The organism is Streptomyces albiaxialis (assembly GCF_039530985.1).
GTDB classification, from domain to species: domain Bacteria; phylum Actinomycetota; class Actinomycetes; order Streptomycetales; family Streptomycetaceae; genus Streptomyces; species Streptomyces albiaxialis.
On sequence record NZ_BAAAPE010000011.1, the window covers coordinates 124979 to 145138 of the forward strand.

Annotated in this window: 14 protein-coding genes; 7 read left to right on the forward strand and 7 right to left on the reverse strand. The window is 72.9% G+C overall.

Annotated features, from left to right (window positions below):
• Positions 1-130: 130 nt before the first annotated feature.
• A complete protein-coding gene (locus ABD343_RS21215; RefSeq protein WP_344530540.1) occupies positions 131-658 on the reverse strand; it encodes a DUF1697 domain-containing protein in 528 nt (175 codons plus the stop codon).
• A 21-nt stretch (positions 659-679) separates the two neighbouring features.
• Positions 680-1801, reverse strand: a complete 1122-nt coding sequence (locus ABD343_RS21220; protein WP_344530541.1) for an FAD-dependent monooxygenase — start codon at positions 1799-1801, stop codon at positions 680-682.
• A 150-nt stretch (positions 1802-1951) separates the two neighbouring features.
• Here ABD343_RS21220 and ABD343_RS21225 point away from each other — a divergent pair, with 150 nt between their 5' ends.
• Positions 1952-2899, forward strand: coding sequence for a GntR family transcriptional regulator (locus ABD343_RS21225; protein ID WP_425578235.1), 948 nt, complete (start codon positions 1952-1954; stop codon positions 2897-2899).
• A 238-nt stretch (positions 2900-3137) separates the two neighbouring features.
• Here ABD343_RS21225 and ABD343_RS21230 read toward each other — a convergent pair whose 3' ends face one another.
• Positions 3138-4340, reverse strand: a complete 1203-nt coding sequence (locus ABD343_RS21230; protein WP_344530543.1) for a macrolide family glycosyltransferase — start codon at positions 4338-4340, stop codon at positions 3138-3140.
• 119 nt (positions 4341-4459) lie between these two features.
• Positions 4460-5776 carry an SAV2148 family HEPN domain-containing protein gene (locus ABD343_RS21235; protein ID WP_344530923.1) on the reverse strand — a complete coding sequence of 439 codons (1317 nt, stop codon included), beginning with the start codon at positions 5774-5776 and terminating at the stop codon, positions 4460-4462.
• Positions 5777-6032: 256 nt separating this feature from the next.
• On the opposite strand from ABD343_RS21235, the gene glgX reads away from it, so the two are divergent.
• Both glgX and ABD343_RS21245 read left to right on the forward strand, forming a co-directional pair.
• Positions 6033-8177 (forward strand): glycogen debranching protein GlgX, encoded by a 2145-nt coding sequence (glgX, locus tag ABD343_RS21240; protein WP_344530545.1) that lies wholly within the window; start codon positions 6033-6035, stop codon positions 8175-8177.
• Between the two features lie 88 nt (positions 8178-8265).
• Entirely contained in the window at positions 8266-10011 is a 1746-nt protein-coding gene (locus ABD343_RS21245) for an immunity 49 family protein (protein ID WP_344530547.1), read from the forward strand.
• Between the two features lie 74 nt (positions 10012-10085).
• On the opposite strand, the gene ABD343_RS21250 is transcribed toward ABD343_RS21245, so the two are convergent.
• Positions 10086-11360: an MFS transporter gene (locus tag ABD343_RS21250; protein WP_344530549.1), complete on the reverse strand. Its 1275-nt coding sequence runs from the start codon at positions 11358-11360 to the stop codon at positions 10086-10088.
• Positions 11361-11441: 81 nt separating this feature from the next.
• On the opposite strand from ABD343_RS21250, the gene treY reads away from it, so the two are divergent.
• Positions 11442-13946, forward strand: a complete 2505-nt coding sequence (gene treY, locus ABD343_RS21255) for a malto-oligosyltrehalose synthase (protein WP_344530551.1) — start codon at positions 11442-11444, stop codon at positions 13944-13946.
• A 2-nt stretch (positions 13947-13948) separates the two neighbouring features.
• On the opposite strand, the gene ABD343_RS21260 is transcribed toward treY, so the two are convergent.
• Both ABD343_RS21260 and ABD343_RS21265 read right to left on the reverse strand, forming a co-directional pair.
• Entirely contained in the window at positions 13949-14581 is a 633-nt protein-coding gene (locus ABD343_RS21260; RefSeq protein WP_344530553.1) for an FHA domain-containing protein, read from the reverse strand.
• The gene (locus ABD343_RS21265) at positions 14578-15489 is read right to left on the reverse strand and encodes a LysR family transcriptional regulator (RefSeq protein WP_344530555.1); all 912 of its coding nucleotides are present in this window, start codon (positions 15487-15489) and stop codon (positions 14578-14580) included. Before ABD343_RS21265 ends, ABD343_RS21260 begins: the two co-directional genes overlap by 4 nt.
• Positions 15490-15606: 117 nt before the next feature.
• On the opposite strand from ABD343_RS21265, the gene lpdA reads away from it, so the two are divergent.
• From lpdA to ABD343_RS21280, 3 genes are all read left to right on the forward strand, one after another.
• Positions 15607-17043, forward strand: coding sequence for a dihydrolipoyl dehydrogenase (lpdA, locus tag ABD343_RS21270; RefSeq protein ID WP_344530557.1), 1437 nt, complete (start codon positions 15607-15609; stop codon positions 17041-17043).
• 75 nt (positions 17044-17118) lie between these two features.
• Positions 17119-17751, forward strand: a complete 633-nt coding sequence (locus ABD343_RS21275) for a WXG100 family type VII secretion target (protein WP_344530558.1) — start codon at positions 17119-17121, stop codon at positions 17749-17751.
• Positions 17752-17762: 11 nt separating this feature from the next.
• A complete protein-coding gene (locus ABD343_RS21280; RefSeq protein WP_344530560.1) occupies positions 17763-20150 on the forward strand; it encodes a PPE domain-containing protein in 2388 nt (795 codons plus the stop codon).
• The last annotated feature ends 10 nt before the right edge of the window (positions 20151-20160 follow it).

Below are 20160 nucleotides of genomic sequence, written 5' to 3' on the forward strand. Positions count from 1 at the left end.
CGATTGGACAGGTGTGACGCACGCAACGTGCGTCACTTCACAGAAATCCCCTCACACCGGACCAACTTGCTCAGCTCGATCAACTCGACAAGCTCACTCAGCCCGTCAGCTCACTCAGCTCATCAGCCCGTCAGCTCGTCAGCTCGATCAGCCGTTGCACCGTGCGCCAGTTGCGGCCTGTGGAGACCAGGGCGGGGCGGACCCGGCCGAGCGCGTCGGGGAGCTTGCTGCGGCCCATCCCCTGCGGGAAGTAGCAGTACACCGCGCGGCCCACGAGGTGGAACTCGTCCGGCGCGTACGCCCCCGCGTCGATCCCCGCGAAGCGGTCCGGCGGCGGCTCGTCCTCCAGGAAGAGGACCAGCACCTTGGCCGGGTCCAGCTCGGCGACGGGCAGCGGGCAGGCCGCGGCGACCTCCCGCAGCTCCTCGTGCGTCCGCACGAGGCAGCGCACCTCGAAGCCGAAGTGCCCGGCGATGGCCCGCTCCAGGGCCGGGCCCGGGTCCGCCTCGTCGGTGACGAAGACGGCGTTCCCGCTCTGGAGGTACGTGCGCACATCGGTCCAGCCGAGCCCCGCGATCAGCTCGCGCAGCTCGGCCATCGGCACCTTCCGGTGCCCTCCGACATTGATGCCGCGCAACAGCGCCGCGTAGGAGGTCATGTGCCGCACTCTATGCGGCGGCTATGACAGCGGCCCCAGGTCGATCGCGTTCTTGGCCCGCTCCATGGACTCCTCCGAGGGGCCGTGGCCCGGATTCTCGGTGGCGAGCGCCTGGTTGAGCGCGACGAAGGGCCGCATCCGCGCGTCGTACCGCGCCAGGGCCGCCCCCTGACCGCCCTCCGGGGCCTTCCCCAGCTCGTCCGCGAGGACGTACGCGCCGACCAGCGCCAGGCTGGAGCCCTGTCCCGAGAGCGGCGAGGGGCAGTACCCCGCGTCGCCGACGAGCGCGGCGCGGTCCGTCACCCAGCTCTCCATCCGCACCTGGGCCATCACGTCGAAGAAGAAGTCCGGCGCCTCGCGCATCGCCTCCAGCAGCCGGGGCACATCGCCGCCGAGGTGCCCGAGCCGCGCGGCGAGCAGCGCCTTCTGGGCGTCCGTGTCCCGGTGGTCGTACTCCTCGGGGCCTTCCGCCGTGAAGCCGATGGTGGTGCGCAGCTCGGCGTTGCCGCGGGCGGGATAGACGCAGTAGCCCGCGCCCTCGTGCTGCATCCACACCTGCCAGTCCTCCAGCTTGAGGAAGTTGTCCGAGCTGAAGACCGCGACGTGCTGGCCGAGGGGGTGGAGGAAGCCGCCCTCGGGCCCGAACGCGAGCCGCCGGGTCGCCGAGCGCAGCCCGTCCGCGCCGACGACGAGGTCGAACGTGCGCGGAGCGCCGTGCGCGAACTCGGCATGCGCGCCGTGCTCGTCGAGGGTGAGCGCGGTGAGGTGGTCGCCGAACACGAACTCGGCGCCGTCCCGCGCCCGTTCGTACAGCAGCGCGGTCAGGTCGTCGCGCAGCAGCTCGATGTCCCCGCCGTCGAGCCGCCCGCTGCTGAGCGCGACCTCGGTCGAGCGCCACTGCTCGTTCCCCTCGCCGTCCACCATCGACATGCCCCGCATCCGGGTGCGCAGGGCGCGCGCCTCCGCCAGCAGGTCCATCCGCTCCAGTACGTCGAGCGCGACGCCGCGCACGTCGAGGGCCTGTCCGCCGGGCCGGAGGGCGGGGGCGCGCTCGACGACGGTCGGAGCGAAGCCGCGGCGACGCAGCCAGTACGCGGCGGTGAGCCCGGCGACGCCGGCACCGGAGATGAGTACGGTCCTCATGACTGCCTCCCAAATCGCTGAATGCTTCGAACGTACGGCGTACGCGTGCGGCCGCCAAGTGCGGTTTCCCTTGCCCTGTACTAGGTCAGCGCGGCGGGCCGCCGCCCTCGTCGCCGCTAGCCTCTGTGCTAGTACAGCCACCGAGAGGGGATGCTGGTGACGGAGATCACACCGCCGTATCTACGGATCGCGGCGGAGATCCGGCGGCGGATCGAGGACGGCGAACTCGCCCCCGGCGAGCGCGTCCCCTCGACCCGGCGGCTCGCGGCGGAATGGAACGTCGCGCTGGCCACAGCGACCAAGGCCCTCACGGCCCTGCGCCAGGAGGGCACGGTCACGGCCCGGCCACGGGTGGGCACGGTGGTCGCGGAGCGGAGCCGAGTGCGGCGGCAGGCGGCTCCCACTCCCCCGCGCCGCGCGGAGGGGGAGATGGGCCGGGAGCTGAGCCGGGAGCGCGTCGTGCGCGCCGCCGTCGCGCTCGCCGACGCGGAGGGGCTCGGGGCGCTCTCGATGCGCGCCGTCGCCGCGCGGCTCGGTACGGCCGCGATGTCGCCCTATCGCCATGTCGAGGGCAAGGACCATCTCGTACGGCTGATGACCGACGCGGTGTACGGGGAGCTGGAACTCCCCCGCCCCGCACCGGAGTTCTGGCGCGACCGGCTGGAGGCGGGGGCACGGGCGCTGTGGGAGCTGCACCGCGCGCACCCCTGGCTCGCCCACGCGGGCCCGATCAACCGCCCGCTGATGGCGCCGAACGTCCTGGCGTACTCGGACTGGATCCTCGGCGCCCTGGAGGGCCTGGGGCTGCCGCCCTCGCGGATGTTCGACGTGAACGTGCTGCTGTACGGGTACGTGCAGGGCCTCGCCGTCCATCTGGAGCGCGAGGCCCATGCCGAGGCGGCCTCCGGCATGACGGAGGACGAGTGGCTGGCGGGCCAGGAGCGGGAGATGGCGGGCCTGGTCACGCCGGACGCGTACCCCTCGTACAGCCGCTGGCTCGCGTCACTCGGAGAAGAGGGCTACGACCTCTCCCTCGACACCCTCTTCACCACAGGCCTATCGGCCCTCCTGACCGGCCTCGCATCCACCCTGCCCTGACGCACCCCCAAGATCCCCGCACCCGACCTCGGGGCTTGCCCGTTAAGGGGCGCGAGCCTGTGCTTGATGTGCGGCTCCGCCGCGCGGGCGCGACCGGTCACGACACCTCGGGGCCTGCCCCCTCAGGGGCGCGGGGAACTGCGCGACAAGCCACGGCGCAGCCGCAGCCCGCGAAGCACAGCACGAGGCATCCCGAACCCAGCCCCGAAGTCCGGGCACGGCGCATCGGTGGGCGCCGCTATCGCAAGGTCGCCTCGATGAGGTTCGCGGCGTGGGGGGCGCCGCCCTCTTCTGTCGTGGCGCGGCGCAACTCCGCGAGGCGATTCGTGGTCTCCGGAGAAGACGTCAGCTCGGCCAGCGAAGCACGCAGCGCGTCCGCCGTGGCCTTTTCCTTCGGTACGTGGCGGGCGACCCCGAGCCCCTCCAGGATGCCGGCGTTCATGAACTGGTCGGCCGCCTGGGGGACGGCGATCATCGGGGTGCCGGTGGCGAGGCCCTCCTGGCTGCCGCCCATGCCCGCGTGGGTCACGAACGCGTCGGCCTCCTCCAGGATCGCGAGCTGCGGCACCCAGGGGTGGGTCTCCACATTGCCGGGCAGCGGACCGAGGTCCTCGGGGGTGACGTGCTTGCCGATCTGGAGGATCACGTACCAGCCGGGCAGGTCGCCGAAGGCCTGGAGGCAGGCGCGGTAGAACTCCGGCTCGTTGGTGAACGTGGAGCCCAGCGAGACCAGCAGCAGCCGCTTCCCCTCTGCCGCCGCCGGGCGCCGCCACTCCTCCCCGCGCCCTTCGGTCCTGCCGCAGGTGCCCACGAACGTGTACCGCTCGCGGTCGACCAGCTCCGCGTTCGGCTGCATCGCGCTGGGGATCAGCACGAGCGAGCGCTCGGGGACGCCGGTGAACTCCTCGACGTCCAGATCGACGCCCTGCTCGTCCAGCCAGGAGCGGAACGCGGCGAAGTAGGCCTTGCCCTCCTCCGAGCGCTTCATCTGCGCGTACTCGGGATTGATGTCCTCCATGACGAAGCCCTCCCACGCCACCATGTGCGGCGTGAGCTGGATCTGCGGGACGCCCCAGCGCCGCGCGAGGACCCGGGCCGGGTACGAGGTCGAGTCCGACAGGACGAGGTCCGGCACGTCACCCTCGAACGCGACTTCGAGCTGGGGCAGGGCCTGGACGGCGTCGTCGAAGAACGGCCGCATGTTGTCGAGCGGGCCCGAGCCCCAGTCCGCGGGGTCGTCGGAGGGCAGCGTCGAGGTGTACGGACGCGGCTCGGCGCCCGTCGAGGCGACGAGGTCGGCCATGGCGTCCGGAATCGCATAACTCACCCGGTGACCCCGCGCGACCAGCTCGCGGACGACCTCCAGGCCGGGGTGGACGTGGCCGGGGGCGGCGATGTTGAACATGGCGATGTGCGCGCTGCGGCGCGGTGCGGTGGGCATATCCGTAAGATAGACGAGACGGTTCGTCTCGCACAACCGGCACAAGAGAACCCGCCGTGGCGGCGGGCGGGCTCTCTCAGGGCACCGGTCTCAGGAGACCGGGCTCAGGACACCGGCTCTCAGGACACCGGGCGCGAATCCGTCCAGAAGGACTCGAACTCCTCGCGGTAGACGGGGAAGAGCCCGTTCTCCGTCTCGTCCAGCGGCTTCGCGCGGGCGGCGGAGCCCTGCTCCTGCACCAGGTCGCGGGAGCCGCCGCGCAGCACGAGCACGGGCGCCTCCATCCCCCGCATGTGCCGCAGGTACGACTGCACGACCGCGAGCCCGTCGGCGCCGTCCCCGTCGACCATGTACGCCGTGAAGCGCGGCGTCTCGTCGAAAACGTGGATCTCGAACGCGCCGGTGTCCCGGAGTCGCGAGCGCACCCGGCGCATATGGAGGATGTTCGTCTCCACGGAACGGCTCAGCTCGCCCTTCTTCAGGCCGAGTTCGCGCTCGCGGCGCCGCACCGCGCTGCTGGCCGGGTTGAGGAAGAGCAGCCGCACCCGGCAGCCCGACTCGGCGAGCCGCACCAGACGGCGCCCGCTGTAGTTCTGCACCAACAGATTGAGCCCTATCCCCATCGCGTCCAGCCGCCGCGCCCCCGCGAACAGGTCCTCGGCGGGAAGCTGCCGCTGGAGCCGCACCCGGTCCGCGTGCACGCTCACGACGTCCGCGAACCGGTCCCCCACCAGTTCCTCGACCGCGTCCACCGGCAGCCGCCCGCCGGACGGCGCGTCCTCGCGCGAGGCGCCCAGCAGGTCCAGCAGCCGCGCGCACATCCGTTCGGCCTGCGCGAGCACCGTCTCGGACAGCGCGCGGTTGCGCGCGACGGCGCTGCGCGCGACCTCCAGCTCGTCCAGCGCCAGCTCGACGTCCCGGCGGTCCTCGAAGTACGGCTCGAAGCAGGGCCAGTGCTGCACCATCAGCTCCCGGAGCTGCGGCAGGGTGAGGAAGGAGAGGATGTTGTCGTCGGCGGGGTCGAGCAGATAGCCCTTGCGGCGGCTCACCTCCCGCACGGCCACGGCGCGCTGCACCCACTCCTGCCCCGCGGGCCCCGCCGCGGCGATGACCCACTCCTCGCCGTGCACCGGCTCGTAGATCGGGCGCAGCACGGCCGCGACGACGGCCCGCAGCCGCTGTTCGACCAGGTTCAGCCAGATGTAGGCCCGGCCCGCGCGCTGCGCGCGGGTGCGCACCTCCGACCAGGCGTCCGCTCCCCAGTAGAGGTCGGCGCCTATCTCCATCGGGCGCGCCAGCGGGACGGTGCCCGGCTGCCGCTCTCCGAGGCCGCCCTCGGCCCCGGCCTCCCCTGTCCCGGTCCCCGTCGCGCCGCGATCGCCCTCGCCCCCTTCGCCGCCGTCGCCTGGGGGGAGTTCAAGCCCTCCCGAGCCCAACTGCGCACCGCCTTCCGCGCCCCATTGTTCGATCAAGGAAGACTACTGCGCCCCCGGACGGCGTACACCCGGAACCCCCGTCAACTTCCCTTGCTCGTACATCCGCCCGTACGGCCGCGCGGGGGAATACGGAGGGGAAGAGGACGCAGGGGTTCGCCCGGCGGGCCACGGCTGCGCAAGGATGCTGCGGTGCTACGGGCGCGGCAGGGGCCACCGGGTACCCACCCGGAGACGACGAGCGGGGAGAGACGCACCCATGAAGGTCTGGCCGGGACAGGCGTACCCCTTGGGCGCCACGTACGACGGCGCGGGGACGAACTTCGCCGTGTTCTCCGAGGCGGCCGAGCGGATCGAGCTGTGCCTGCTGCACGAGGACGGCTCCGAGACGGCCGTGGAGCTGCGTGAGTCCGACGGCTTCGTCCGGCGCGCCTATCTGCCGGGCGTGATGCCGGGCCAGCGCTACGGCTTCCGCGTGCACGGCCCGTACGCGCCCGAGCGGGGCCAGCGGTGCAACAGCGCCAAGCTGCTCCTCGACCCGTACGCGAAGGCCGTCAGCGGCGACATCGACTGGGACGAGGCGGTCTACGGCTACCACTTCGACGCCCCCGAGCGCCGCAACGACCTGGACTCCGCCCCGCACACCGCGGCCTCGGTCGTCGTCAACCCGTACTTCGACTGGGCCGACGACCGCCCGCCCCGGACGGACTACCACCGCACCGTGCTCTACGAGGCCCATGTGAAGGGCCTCACCATGCTCCACCCCGAGCTGCCCGACGACCTGCGCGGCACGTACGCGGCGCTCGCGCACCCCGCGGTCATCGCGCACCTGGCGGAGCTGGGCGTGACGGCGCTGGAGCTGATGCCGGTGCACCAGTTCGTCACCGACAACCGGCTCGCCGACGCGGGACTCGTGAACTACTGGGGATACAACACGATCGGGTTCTTCGCCCCGCACAACGCCTACGCCTCCTGGGGCGACAGGGGGCAGCAGGTGCTGGAGTTCAAGCACGCCGTGCGCGCCCTGCACCAGGCCGGGATCGAGGTCATCCTCGATGTCGTCTACAACCACACGGCGGAAGGCAACCACCTCGGTCCCACGCTCTCCTTCCGGGGGCTCGACAACGCCTCGTACTACCGGCTCGCGGACGATCCGCGCTACTACATGGACACGACGGGCACGGGGAATTCACTGCTGATGCGCAGTCCCCACGTCCTTCAGCTCATCATGGACTCGCTGCGTTACTGGGTCACCGAGATGCACGTCGACGGCTTCCGCTTCGACCTCGCCGCCACCCTGGCCCGGCAGTTCCACGAGGTCGACCGGCTCTCCTCGTTCTTCGACCTGGTGCAGCAGGACCCCGTCGTCAGCCAGGTCAAGCTGATCGCCGAGCCCTGGGACGTCGGCGAGGGCGGCTACCAGGTCGGCAACTTCCCGCCGCTGTGGACCGAGTGGAACGGGCGCTACCGCGACACCGTCCGCGACCTGTGGCGCGGCGAGCCCCGCACCCTCGCCGAGTTCGGCTCGCGCCTGACCGGCTCCTCCGACCTCTACCAGGACGACGGGCGCCGCCCCCTGGCCTCCATCAACTTCGTCACCTGCCACGACGGCTTCACCCTGAACGACCTGGTCAGCTACGACCACAAGCACAACGAGGCCAACGGCGAGGGCAACCAGGACGGCGAGAGCTACAACCGCTCCTGGAACTGCGGCGCCGAGGGCGAGACCGACGACGAGGAGGTCCTCGCGCTCCGCCGCCGCCAGCGGCGGAACTTCATCGCGACGCTGATGCTCTCCCAGGGCGTGCCGATGCTCAGCCACGGCGACGAGTTCGGCCGCACCCAGAAGGGCAACAACAACGCCTACTGCCAGGACAGCGAGCTGTCCTGGGTGCACTGGCCCGAACAGGGGCCCTCGTCGGGCGCGTCCGGCTCCTCCGGTTCCGCCGACCCGTTCTGCGACTTCGTGCGCACCATGGTCTGGCTCCGCCGCGACCACCCCGTCTTCCGCCGCCGCCGCTTCTTCCACGGCCGCCCCATGGAGGGCACCCACGACGAGCTGTCCGACATCGCCTGGTTCACGCACGAGGGCGAGGAGATGGCCCAGCGGGACTGGCAGGCGGCGCAGGCCCGCTCCCTCACGGTCTTCCTCAACGGCAACGCGATCTCCGAACCCGGCCCCCAGGGCGAGCGGATCACCGACGACTCCTTCCTCCTCCTCGTCAACGCCCACCGCGAGGCCCTCGACTTCGTCATCCCCGTCAACCACGGGCGCGAATGGGAGGTCATCGTCGACACCGCGCAGGAGGAGCCGTACACCGCGGGCAGCGGGCACAAGGTGCAGGCGGGCGAGACGGTCACCGTCACCGACCGCGGCATGGTGGTGCTCCAGCGCCCGCTGTGAGGGCCCGGGCCCCGGCTGTCGGACCCTCCCCTTAGGGTGATCGGCGTTCATCATCGGCGGACGACGGCACGGACACGGGGGTACGGCAGTGCGGATCGAGCGGCACCAGGTCGAGGAGGCGGCGCTCACGGCGGCCCGCGAGGACTTCATCAACAGGATCGGGTCCACCGTCAATTCCATGTCGAAGGCCGGGCGTATGGGGACCTTCGACTGGGAGATGATCGCCGACGAGTTCCGCGACTATCTGGGCGCGCTCTCCGTCCAGCACCCCGACCTGGACACGGCGGAGGCCAGGGCGGCCCTCGGCGACGCGTCGGAGGCCGCGGCCGGCATGGTGGCCTTCGCCGCCTATTTCCCCCTGTGCTCCTTCCACGTCTTCCTGAACTACGTCAACTTCGGGATGTCGTACGACCAGGACATGGACGGCGAGCGCGAGACCGTGAGCGTCTTCGACTGGCGCGACGCCTTCTGCCTCACGGTGCTCACGGGCACCACGCAGCGGCACGGCGAGGCGTTCCGCTTCGCCCTGGAGACGGCCGGAATCGGGCAGGCCGGGCAGCCCGCCGCCGAACTCGCGGCCGGCTTGATGGCGTACGTGCTGGGGATCACCGACGACGACGAGGCGCCCTGGCCGCTGCCCCCGGAGGACACCCTCGCCGCGCTGGACGCCGCGCTCACCCGCGTGGAGCGGCCCGAGCACCCCGACACGCTCGCGCTGCGCGGCCTGCGCGCCCTCGCGGCGGGCGACCGGGAGGAGTTCGACTACGCCCTGACGGCGCTGCTGCGCCACACGGCCGAGGTCGGCGGCTCCTTCCCCCGGGACCTGCTGCCCCTGACGCCGCTCGCGCTGGCGGCCCTCGCCCACCGCGACCAGGGCTGGGAACCGCCGGTGGAGAGCGGATACCTGCCGCGGGCCCTGGTGACCGGGTTCGAGAGCGCGGGGGCCCGCGTCGGCGCGTTCGGCCGCGACCGGCGCGAGGAGGCGGTCGCCGAGCTGGCCGCCGGGCCCGTCGCCTTCGAGCGGCCCGGCGATCTGAACATGTACTTCAGCATGGACGCCGTGGAGATCTTCGAGGAGATCGTCGGGGACGCCCTCACGCCCGGCAAGTCCGGCAAGCCCGGCCGCGGCAGGGTGGTGGACCTGTCCCGCGCCTTCAAGGAGCTCATCACCCTCGTGACGTACCGGGCCCGGGAGTCCGCCGAGGGCAGCGAGGGCCAGCTCGACACCGTGCGCCGCGCCTCGCGGTTCGGCGCCGCGCTCTTCCGCACCGTCCTCGCCGAGCCCGGCACCGAGGTCGAGGTGGAGCTGGACGGCACGACGCTCGTCTTCCCCGCCGACGACGGCCGCCACGCCGGCCCGGGCCTGTGGCACGCGGCCGTGAACGCGGCACTGGTCACCGGCGTCCGCGAGGACCTCGCGCCGCTGGTCCTCTCCGGCGCCGCCCGGCTGCGCACCGACCGCTCGGGCGCGGCCTTCACCTCGTACCGCCGCGCCCTCCTCGACTATCTGCGTGCCGAGGACGCCGAGCCGGCGGCCGAACGGGCCGTGCGGGACGCCGAGAAGGCCGAGGGCCAGGGCTTCCTCCCGCCGCCCGCCGTCCTCCTCTCCCAGCTCGTCGAGGGCGACGAGGAGAGCTTCAACCTCGCCCTGCTCGACGCCCTGGAGACCCACCGCGACCACTACGCGGTCGCCGACCGCGGCCGGGGCCCCGACGCCCTTGTCAACCTCGACATCCTCGCCCTGACCTGCCACGCCCGCCGCCGCGGCTGGGACACCCGCGTCGTCACCCCGTATCTCCCGCCCCGCATCCTGGAGACGGCCCGGCCTCGCTGAGGGCGCTCCGAGGAGCGCCCTCAAGGGGCGCGGGGAACTGCGCGCTCGGCCACGACGACGGCCGCAGCCTGCGGTCAGCGGCCAGGGGCAGCCCCTGCCCGGTCCTGACGGTCCCGGTCGCGGGAGGCCAGGGCCAGGGCCAGAGCGCAGGCCGCCGCGGTGACCGCGACCGCGAAGGCGGCCGTCGGGCCCCTGCTCTCCGCGAGCGGCCCGCTCACGGCGAGGGCGAGGGCCTGGCCGCCGATGATGCCGCTCGTCATGTACGCCATCGACTCGCCCAGACGGCCCGCCGGAACGGCCCGTTCGGTGAGGGCGAAGAGGGTGATGAGGTGCGGGGCGTACGCGCTGCCGAGGACGACGACCGTGACGTACAGCCCCACCAGGCTGTCCACCGCCGGCAGCGGGAGGGCGAACACGAGCGCGGCGCCCGTCGCGGCGCGGCGGCGGGCCGCGAGGGACACGGACGGCGGCACGGACGCCATGGCCAGGCCGACCGCCGCGCTCATGACGCCCATCGCCGCGTAGACGAGCCCGGACTGGCCCGGCGCGCCCAGCTCCTCCGTCAGCGCGGTGATCCCGGCCTGGCAGGCGCCGAACATCGCGCCCTGGAGCGCGGCCGAGGCGCGCAGCGCGTGGACCGCGCCCCGCCGGGCGTACGGCCCGCGCGGCCGCGCCCCGTGGTGTACGGGGGCCGCCCCCTGGCGTACGGGGGCCACCGCGCGGGCCGTGGGGTGGACGGCGAAGGCCGTGCCGCACACCGCGAGCAGCCCGGCGCCGAGCGCCAGGGCCGCCGCCGGGTGCGCCACGGTCGCGGCGACCCCGACCAGCGCGGGGCCCAGGACGAACGAGGCCTCGTCCAGGGTCCCTTCGAGGGAGAGCGCGGCGCCGACCGTGCGTTCGTCGGCGCCCGCCTTCCGCGCGAGGGCGACCGTACGGGTCCGCGCGAGCGGCCCGATCTGCGGCACGCTCAGCCCCGCCGCCGCTCCGAGGGCGACGAGCGCGCCGGTCGGCGCCCGGCCGAGCGCCGCCGCGACGAGGGCCGCGACGGCACACGCGTCGAGCAGCGAGGCGGCCAGCACCACCGGGCGCTGCCCCAGGCGGTCGGCGAGCCGCCCCACGTACGGGCCGCCCACCGTCTGGCCCGCCGCCAGCGCCCCGCCGACGAGCCCGGCGGTCGCGAGGCTGCCGCTCGTCCGGGCGACGAGGAGCAGCGTGCCGAGCTGGCACATGGCCGTCGGCAGCCGCCCGAGGAAGGAGAGCGCGGGCAGCAGCGGCCCGCCGCCCAGCCCGATCACCAGCCGGTACGTCGTCATCGCGGAGCGCGTCGCCGTACGCCTCGCCGTACGCATCGCCGCAAGCTAGCCCGTACGGACGCCCCCGGGGGACGGACAGGACGCACGAAAAGGCCCCGGCCGGGTACGTACGTTCGCATGACACGTGGAGACGTCCCCGCCGCTCCTCACTCGACCTACCGGCTCCAGCTCCAGCCGGACTTCCCCTTCGCCGCCGCCGAACGCGCCGTGCCGTACCTGGCCGGGCTCGGCGTCTCCCATCTGCACCTGAGCCCCGTGCTGACGGCCGTGCCCGGTTCGGCGCACGGCTACGACGTGACCGACCACGCCACCGTGCGCGAGGAGCTGGGCGGCGAGCGCGGGCTGCGCGCCCTCGCGGGCACCGCGCGGGCGCACGGCCTCGGGCTGGTCGTGGACATCGTGCCGAACCACATGGCCGTACCGGCCGACGTACGGCTCAACGAGCCGCTCTGGGAGGTCCTGCGCGACGGGCCGGGCTCGCCCCGCGCCCGCTGGTTCGACATCGACTGGGAGGCGGGCGGCGGCCGGGTGCTGCTGCCCGTGCTCGGGGGGCGGCTGCACGAGGAGCTGCCCCGGATGCGGGTGGAGAGCGGCACGCTGCGCTGGGCCGACCGCGTCCTGCCGCTGCGCGAGGGCACGGAGGGCATGCCGCTGCCGGAGCTGTGCGAGGCCCAGCACTACCGGCTCGCCTGGTGGCGGCTGGGCCGCACGGAGCTGAACTACCGGCGGTTCTTCACCATCTCGGACCTGATCGCCGTGCGGGTGGAGGACCCCGCCGTCTTCGAGGCGACCCACGCGACGGTCCTGCGGCTCTTGCGCGAGGGCGTGGTGGACGGGCTGCGCGTCGACCACCCGGACGGCCTGGCCGACCCCGCCGCCTACCTGCGCCGGCTGCACGAGGCGACGGGGGGCCGCTGGACGGTCGTCGAGAAGATCCTCGCGGCGGACACGGACACGGATACGGATACGGATACGGATACGGACAGCGACGGCACGGCAGAGGCGCTGCCCTCGCACTGGCCCGTCGCCGGTACCACCGGCTACGACGCGCTGCGCCACATCGACGGCCTCTTGGTCGACCCGGACGGTGCCCGCGAACTGACCGCGCTCCACCGGGAGTTCACCCGCGCGCCCGCCGACCGGGGCGGGGAGTGGGAGGCGACGCTGCGGCGCGCCGCGTACCGCGTCGTGGTGCACGACCTCGCCGCCGAGGTCGAGCGGCTGACCCGGCTCGCGGTGCGCGCCTGCGCGAGCGCGCCGGACCTCGCGCTGCGCGACCACGCGCCCTGGGCGCTGCGCGCGGCCGTGCGCGAGCTGCTGGTGCGGCTGCCCGTCTACCGCCCGTACCCCGCGCCCGGCACGCCCCCGGCCCCGGGCGACGTGGCGATGCTGGAGCGCGCGGCGGCGCGGGCGCGCGCCGTCTTCCGGGTGCCGGAGGAGGCCGCCGCCGTGGACGTCGTACGGGACCTGGCCCTGGGCCTGCCGCACGGCGGGCCCTACGGCGGCCCGTACGGCGGCGACTTCCCCGCCCGCTTCGCGCAGGTGTCGTCGGCGCTGCGCGCCAAGTCCGCCGAGGACACCGCGTTCTACCGCCATGTGCCGCTGCTGTCGGCCTGCGAGGTCGGCGGCGACCCCGGCCGTCCGGCCGTCTCCCCCGCCGCCTTCCACGCGTACTGCGCCCGCCTCCAGCGCGACCGGCCGCTCACCGCCACCGCGCTCTCCACGCACGACACCAAGCGCAGCGCGGACGTACGGGCCGCGCTCGCGGTGCTCAGCGAGTGCCCGGACCGCTGGGCGGACCTCCTGCGCGCGACGGCGACGGCGACGGCGACGACGGCCGGGGAGAAGCCGGGACCGGAACCGGCTGCTCCCGACGGGCACGTCGCCTGGCTGCTGTGGCAGACCGCGTTCGGCCTGGGCGAGGTGCCGCCGCCCGTGGACCGGCTGCTGCCCGCCGTGCTGAAGTCCGTACGGGAGGCCGGGCTGCGCACCAACTGGACGGAGCGGGACGCCGGTTACGAGGCGGCCGTCGAGGAGTACGTCACCGCCGCCGCGCACGGCCCCGGCCCCGGCGCCCGCGCGCTGGACGCCCTCCGGGCCGCCCTCGCCCCGTACGCGCGGGCCAACTCGCTCGGCGCCGCGCTGCTGCACCTCACCATGCCGGGCGTGCCCGACCTCTACCAGGGCACCGAACGCCCGTACCGCGCGCTGGTCGACCCGGACAACCGGAGCCCCGCGCGGTTCCCCGACGAGGCGGGCCCGGACGGCGGCGAGAAGCGGCGCCTGACGACCGCCGCGCTACGGCTCCGGGCCCGGCACCCCGAGTGGTTCCTCGACGCCGCCGACTACGCTCCGCTGCACGCGGAGGGCGCGGCGGCCGGGCACTGCGTGGCGTTCGCCCGCTCCGGCCAGGTCGTCACCGCCGTCACGCGGCTGTCGCTGCGGCTGGAGGAGGCGGGCGGCTGGGGCGGCACGGAACTGCCGCTTCCGGAGGGCACCTGGTACGACCTCCTCACGCCCGGCGACGCGCCCCCGCCGCCCGTCATCGGCGGGCGCTGCCGCCTGGACCGCCTCTTCGCCGAGCGGCCGGTCGCGCTGCTGGTGCGGGAGGAGGCGGACTGACCTCAGCCCGCCGCCGGGCCCGGCGGCGGGCTCTGCGGGCGCGGCGGGACCGCCGGGGGCCCGGCCGGGGGCCCCGGCTGGCCCGGCTGGCCGGGGGACGAGAGGCGGAAGGCGACCTGCCCGAAGCGGACCTGGTCGCCCACGCGGACCGGGACCGCGCCGGTGACCCGGCCGCCATTGACCCAGGTGCCGTTGCGGGAGCCGAGGTCCTGGAGCACCCAGCCGCTGCCCACGGACGTCAGCCGGGCGTGGGCCCGCGAGACCGTGTCGTCGTTCAGCCGCAGGAGCGCGCCCGGTGCCCGGCCTATCAGCACCGGGTACGGGCCGGGCTCGGGCAGCAGCAGCTCGGGGAGGCGCTGGCTGCGCCACGCCTCGCGGACCTTCCCCGGGAAGGCGGAGACCCGCCCGACCGCGGTGAACCACCACCGGTTGCGCGGCACGCGCCCCGGGAGGTCGTGCAGCACGGCGTGCAGCTCCTCCTGCCACCGCGCCTGGAGAATGACCTCCATCCGGCGGACGAAGGTGTCCGGCGACAGCCGCCCCTGCTCGGCACCCTCGCGCAGCACCCCGAGGGCGCGCTCCCGGTCCGCGTCGGAGAGACGCGGAGGGCCGGGACCGGGATCGAGAGACGTCATGACCAGCATTCTCCGGAGGGCTCAACCCCCTGTCCAGCAAGGTCGTCCGTCAGTATCCGTATGAAGACATCCGCGGCACCGCCCGTACGGGACCGGCAGAACGCGGTCATCGGCCGGCGCCACGGCGGATCGACGGCGAGGAGCTGCTCGGCGGGCACCAGTTCGGGCACGAGGTGCGCGGAGACCATGGAGACGCCCGCTCCCCCGGCCGCCATCCGCGCGGCCGTCGTCGAGTGCTCGGTCCGCAGCACCGTACGGGGCACGAACCCGGCCCTTCCGCACACCAGGTCCAGGAACGGCAGGCCCTCCACCCACGGTTCCATGCCGCACCGCACCCAGGCGCGGTCCGCCAACTGCTCCAGCCGCACCGTGCCCGTGCCGCACAGCGGGTCGTCGGCGGGGACGACCAGCACGATCTCCTCCGTGCCGAACTCCCGGACCGGGCCGTCCCACTCGCGCGGCCGGTAGCCGACGGCGACATCGGCGACGCCGCGCGCCATGTGCTCCAGCAGCTCGTCCTCCGAGACGTACTCCCGCAGCACCAGCGTGATCCGCGGGTAGAGCGCGCGCAGCGCGGCGACGGCGGGCGGCAGCACGCCCAGCGCGAGGCCGTGCAGGGTGGCGACCTGCAGCTCGCCGCCGTCGGCGCCCGCGGCGGCGCGAGCCGCGCGGCGGGCCTGCCGGGCGCTGCGGACGGCGAGTTCGGCGTCGGGCAGGAAGGCGCGGCCCATCGCGGTGAGCCGCACCCCGCGCGGCAGCCGCTCCAGCAGGGGCCCGCCGACGTCCCGTTCGAGGGCCTTGATCTGGTGGGAGAGCGCCGACTGCGTCACGTGCAGCGCCTCGGCGGCGCGCGTGAACGAGGACTCCTCGACGACCGTGACCAGGTACTCCATCTGCCGCAGGCTCATCGGCCCCTCCCCCGTCTCCCCGCCACCGTCCCGGCGCGCTCCGCATGAAGAACGTTCATCCCCTTCATGGAAACATTGCGTTGGACTCATGGCCACGCCGGGCCGGAGGCTGGGGCCATGAGCGGGAACACCACGGACGTGATCGTCATCGGCGGCGGAACGGGCGGCTACAGCACGGCCCTTCGCGCCGCCTCCCTCGGGCTCGGCGTCACCCTCGTCGAGCGCGATCTGATCGGCGGCACCTGCCTCCACCGGGGCTGCGTGCCGAGCAAGGCCATGCTGCACGCGGCCGAGCTGGTCGACGGCATCGCCGAGGCGCGCGAGCGCTGGGGCGTCAAGGCCACCCTCGACGGCGTCGACTGGCCCGCGCTGACGGCCACGCGGGACGACATCGTCTCCCGCAACCACAAGGGCGTCGAGGGCCATCTCTCGCGCGCGGGCGTCCGCGTCGCGCACGGCACGGCACGCCTGACGTCCGCGCGGACGGTCCACGTCGGCCTGTCGGCCGGGGGCGCCGAGGAGTGGACGGCGCGGCGCGGCGTCGTCCTCGCCACGGGCTCGCGCCCGCGCACCCTGCCGGGCCTCGAACCGGACGGCCGTACGGTCGTCACCAGCGACGACGCGCTGTTCGCGCCGGGGCTGCCGGGCAGCGTGCTGGTGCTGGGCGGCGGCGCGATCGGCGTCGAGTACGCCTCGTTCCACCGCTCGATGGGCGCCGACGTCACCCTCGTCGAGGCGGCTCCCCGGCTGCTGCCCCTGGAGGACGAGGACGTCAGCCGCCATCTGACGCGCGCCCTGAAGAAGCGCGGCATCGACGTCCGTACGGGCGCGCGCCTGGAGGACGTACGGCGCGAGGGAGGGGGCGGGGCAGGCGGGGTGACGGCGACCGTACGGCCGTCGCGCGGCGCGGAGTTCGCGCTCACCGCCGAACGGCTGCTGGTCGCGGTCGGCCGCGCGCCCGTCACCGACGGGCTCGGACTGGAGGCCGCGGGCCTGGCGGCCGACGAGCGCGGCTTCGTGCCGCCCGCCGACTGGGCCACGCTGGAGACGGCCGTGCCCGGCGTCCACGTCGTGGGCGACCTGCTGCCGCCGCCGTCGCTGGGGCTGGCCCACGCCTCGTTCGCGGAGGGCCTGCTGGTGGCGGAGACCCTGGCGGGCCTCGCCTCCCGGCCGGTCGACTACGCGACGGTGCCGCGCGTGACGTACTCCAGCCCCCAGACGGCCTCGGTCGGCCTCACCGAGGCCGAGGCGCGCGAACGCGGCCACGACCCGGTCTCGAACACTCTCCCCCTCACGGCCACCGCGAAGGGCATGGTGCACGGCCAGGGCGGCATGGTGAAGGTCGTCGCCGAACAGGGCGCCGAGGGCCGGATCCTGGGCGTCCACATGGTCGGCCCGCACGCCTCCGAGATGATCGCCGAGAACCAGCTCGCCGTCGCCTGGGACGCCGCTCCCGCGGATGTCGCCCAGCACATCCACGCCCATCCGACCCTGTCGGAGGCCGTGGGCGAGACCTACCTCACCCTCGCGGGACGGGGCCTCCACCAGCACTGAGCGGAGACATCTTCTGTACTTCTCTTGTAGTTTCGTCAACAGCTCGTAGACGTTCACTTGCGAAGCGGGGGAGATGTGTCGTTCGAACAAGAGTGGTCAGGGCTGGTCAACAACGCACGTTCCCGGCAATCCACCTCCATGCAGCTCAACGGGCCCGCCACTCCGGGCGCGGGCGGTGACGGAGGCGGCGGCGGAGGCGGCGGAGACGGGAAGACGCTCCAGGTCACGGCGCACGTCCTGCGCTCGTACGCGGGCCGCGCGGAGAAGGTGAGCACCGAGTTCCAGAAGGTCGACAACGAGACCATGCGGGAGACCGAGCAGGTCCCCGGCTCGATGAAGGGCTTCGCGAGCGACGAGGCGTTCAAGGACTTCCAGAAGATGTGGCGCGCCCAGATGAAATACCTGGACGGGCTCTACACCGGCGTCGCCAAGGCGCTCCGCGCGGCCTCCACGACCTTCAAGGCCTCGGACATCCGGCGCAAGGCCGACCTCGACAAGGCGGACCCCACACCCACGAACCCGCTCCTGCCGAACTCGCCGCTGCTGCCCAACTCGCCGCTGCTCCCGGGCGGAAACGGCCAGTACCCGCTGACGCCGGGCTCGCAGCCCCCGTACCTCACCCCGCAGGGCCCGTCGATCGGTGACAAGCCGCTCTACGGGCCGTATGTGCCGAACACCCTCCCGCAGACCGATGCCCCGACGTCCTAGGGAGCGCAGTCATGGCCACTCCTGAACCCCTCGCGTACTCCGACGTGCGGAACGTCAACCTGGAGCCGCTCCGGCAGGCGGCAGGCAAATGGGGCAAGCTGCCCGGCAAGATCGACGGCGTCGCGACGTCCTTCAGCCGCAGCGTCTCCAACCCGCTGGAGCAGTCCGGCTGGTACGGCGACTCGGCGGAGTCCGCGTTCAAGCACTTCCGCAGCGTCCGGCACCAGATGTCCGAGGCCTCCGGCCAGGCCGAGAAGATCGGCACCGTGATGTCCGAGGCCCTCAAGGCCTTCGAGTCGGCGAAGAAGGTCCTCGAAGACGTCGAGACCGCCGTGAGCACTCCGCCGAAGGACGGCGACGGCAAGATCTATCTGAAGGTCAACAAGAAGGACGGCGTCGTCTACCTCGACCCGCCGGCCGACGTGGAACAGACCCCCGGCCTGCAGAAGGCCTTCCACGAGTCGATCGTCTACTACAACAACAAGATCCGCGAGGCCCTCCAGAGCGCCGCCGACGCGGACCACGACCTGAAGACCGCCCTCCAGATCAACCCGCCGGGCAAGGGCTTCAACGACGACATCGCCGGACACCTCAAGGACGTCGACGCCGAGACGAAGAAGGACGTCGACGCCCTGATGAAGCTGGCGGGCACCGAGGACTTCAAGAGGGACCCCAAACTCCTCTCCCGGTTCAACGGAATCCTGGCCAAGAACGCCAACAACGCCGACTTCGCCGAGCAGTTCGCCACCCGCAAGGGCCCGAAGTGGATCGAGGAGTTCTGGTACAAGACGGCCAAGCCGGATTACGACGGGGAATCCCCGCTGTCCGAAGAGAAGCCGCGCTCCAAGGCGGTGACGAAGCAACTCGCCGCGCTCCAGGACAATCTGGGTGTCACCCTGGGCCTCGCCAGCCAGTCGGACTCGCCCGAGATGACGAAGTGGAAGCAGGACGCCATCGCCTCCGGTGACGAGCGCGTACCGCTCGGCCGGAACCAGTGGTACCAGGGCGGCACGAAGCAGTTGGCCGACCCGCCCTACGGCTTCCAGGTGATGAGCAACCTGATGCGCACGGGAAAGTGGGAGACGGGCTTCCTGAACAAGTACGGCGACCGGCTCGTCGCCTTCGACAAAGAGCCCTACACGCCCTGGAACGGCACGCAGGAGATGGACGAGAAGACCCACCGCAAGTGGCTCTCGTTCGGTAACCAGAAGCCGGATTTCCTCAACTTCGGCAAGGAGTACGACCAGGGCGAGGACCCGTTCACCGGATATTTCGAGGCGCTGGGGAACAACAGCGACGCGTCCCTGGACTTCTTCAAGGACGACGGCAACTACGACCACGTCATGAAGGACCGCACCTGGGAGCCGGACGGCGACAGCCCCACGTCCGGCAAGGAAAAGGACTTCACCGGGTCCAAGGTGGCCCTCGGGCACGCGCTGGGCTCCGCGACCACCGGCCACGACTGGGACGCGCCGAAGAACGTCCCGGCCGAGCACACCAAGGACCAGGCGGACCTCATGTCCAAGATCATCAAGGACACGGGGAAGATGGACGACGACGGGAACGCGACCGCCTCGCTCTCCCCCGGCATGCGCCAGGGCCTGGGGAACGCGGCGGCGGAGTACGTGCCGGACTTCTTCCGGGCCATGACCGAGGGAGAGGGGGACAACAAGCTCTTCCCCATGACCGGGGCGCAGGCCGACATGGAGCACCGCGACGCGACGAAGTTCCTCGTGCAGCTCGGACAGGACCCGGACGCGAACGCGGCGATCACCGCCGGGCAGAAGCTCTACACCGCCCAGACGCTCGACCATCACCTCGGCGGCGACGTCCCCGAGGGCCAGCGGTACGACGCCTCCCCCCGGGACATCGTCCGCGAGGTCCTCAAGACCTCGGGCGAGACCGCGGGCACACTGGCCGCCGGAGCCCAGGAGGCCATCATCGGCCCCGCGGTCGTGCAGGACAGCGAGTACGACAAGGCCACGCTGCACAACCGCCTGTGGGGCAACGGCGCCTTCGGCACCGTGGTGACGGGCCTCAGCGTGACGAAGCCTCTCCTCCCGCACCCGGTGATGGCCGCGACCGCGGCGTCGCTGCTCATCGGCGCCGAGGGCGCGACCGTCAACGACATGGACGCCCAGAACTGGAGCAGCAACAAGTCCGCCCCCGCTGGGGACAGGGCCGGTGCGGTCTACGACGAGATGTCCGGCCGTGACGTGATCCAGAACCAGAGGATGCTGAAGGCCATCGAGGAGAAGTACGACATCGACGTGTCGAGCACCAGTTGGGGCCGCCAGTACTCCAACGACGGCTTCGACCACGGCTACAGCAGAGTCGGATCGACCGCCTCGTTCTTGACGTCCATCGAGCAGGTCAAGCAAATGGCCAGGGAAAAGTAAGGGAACGCAC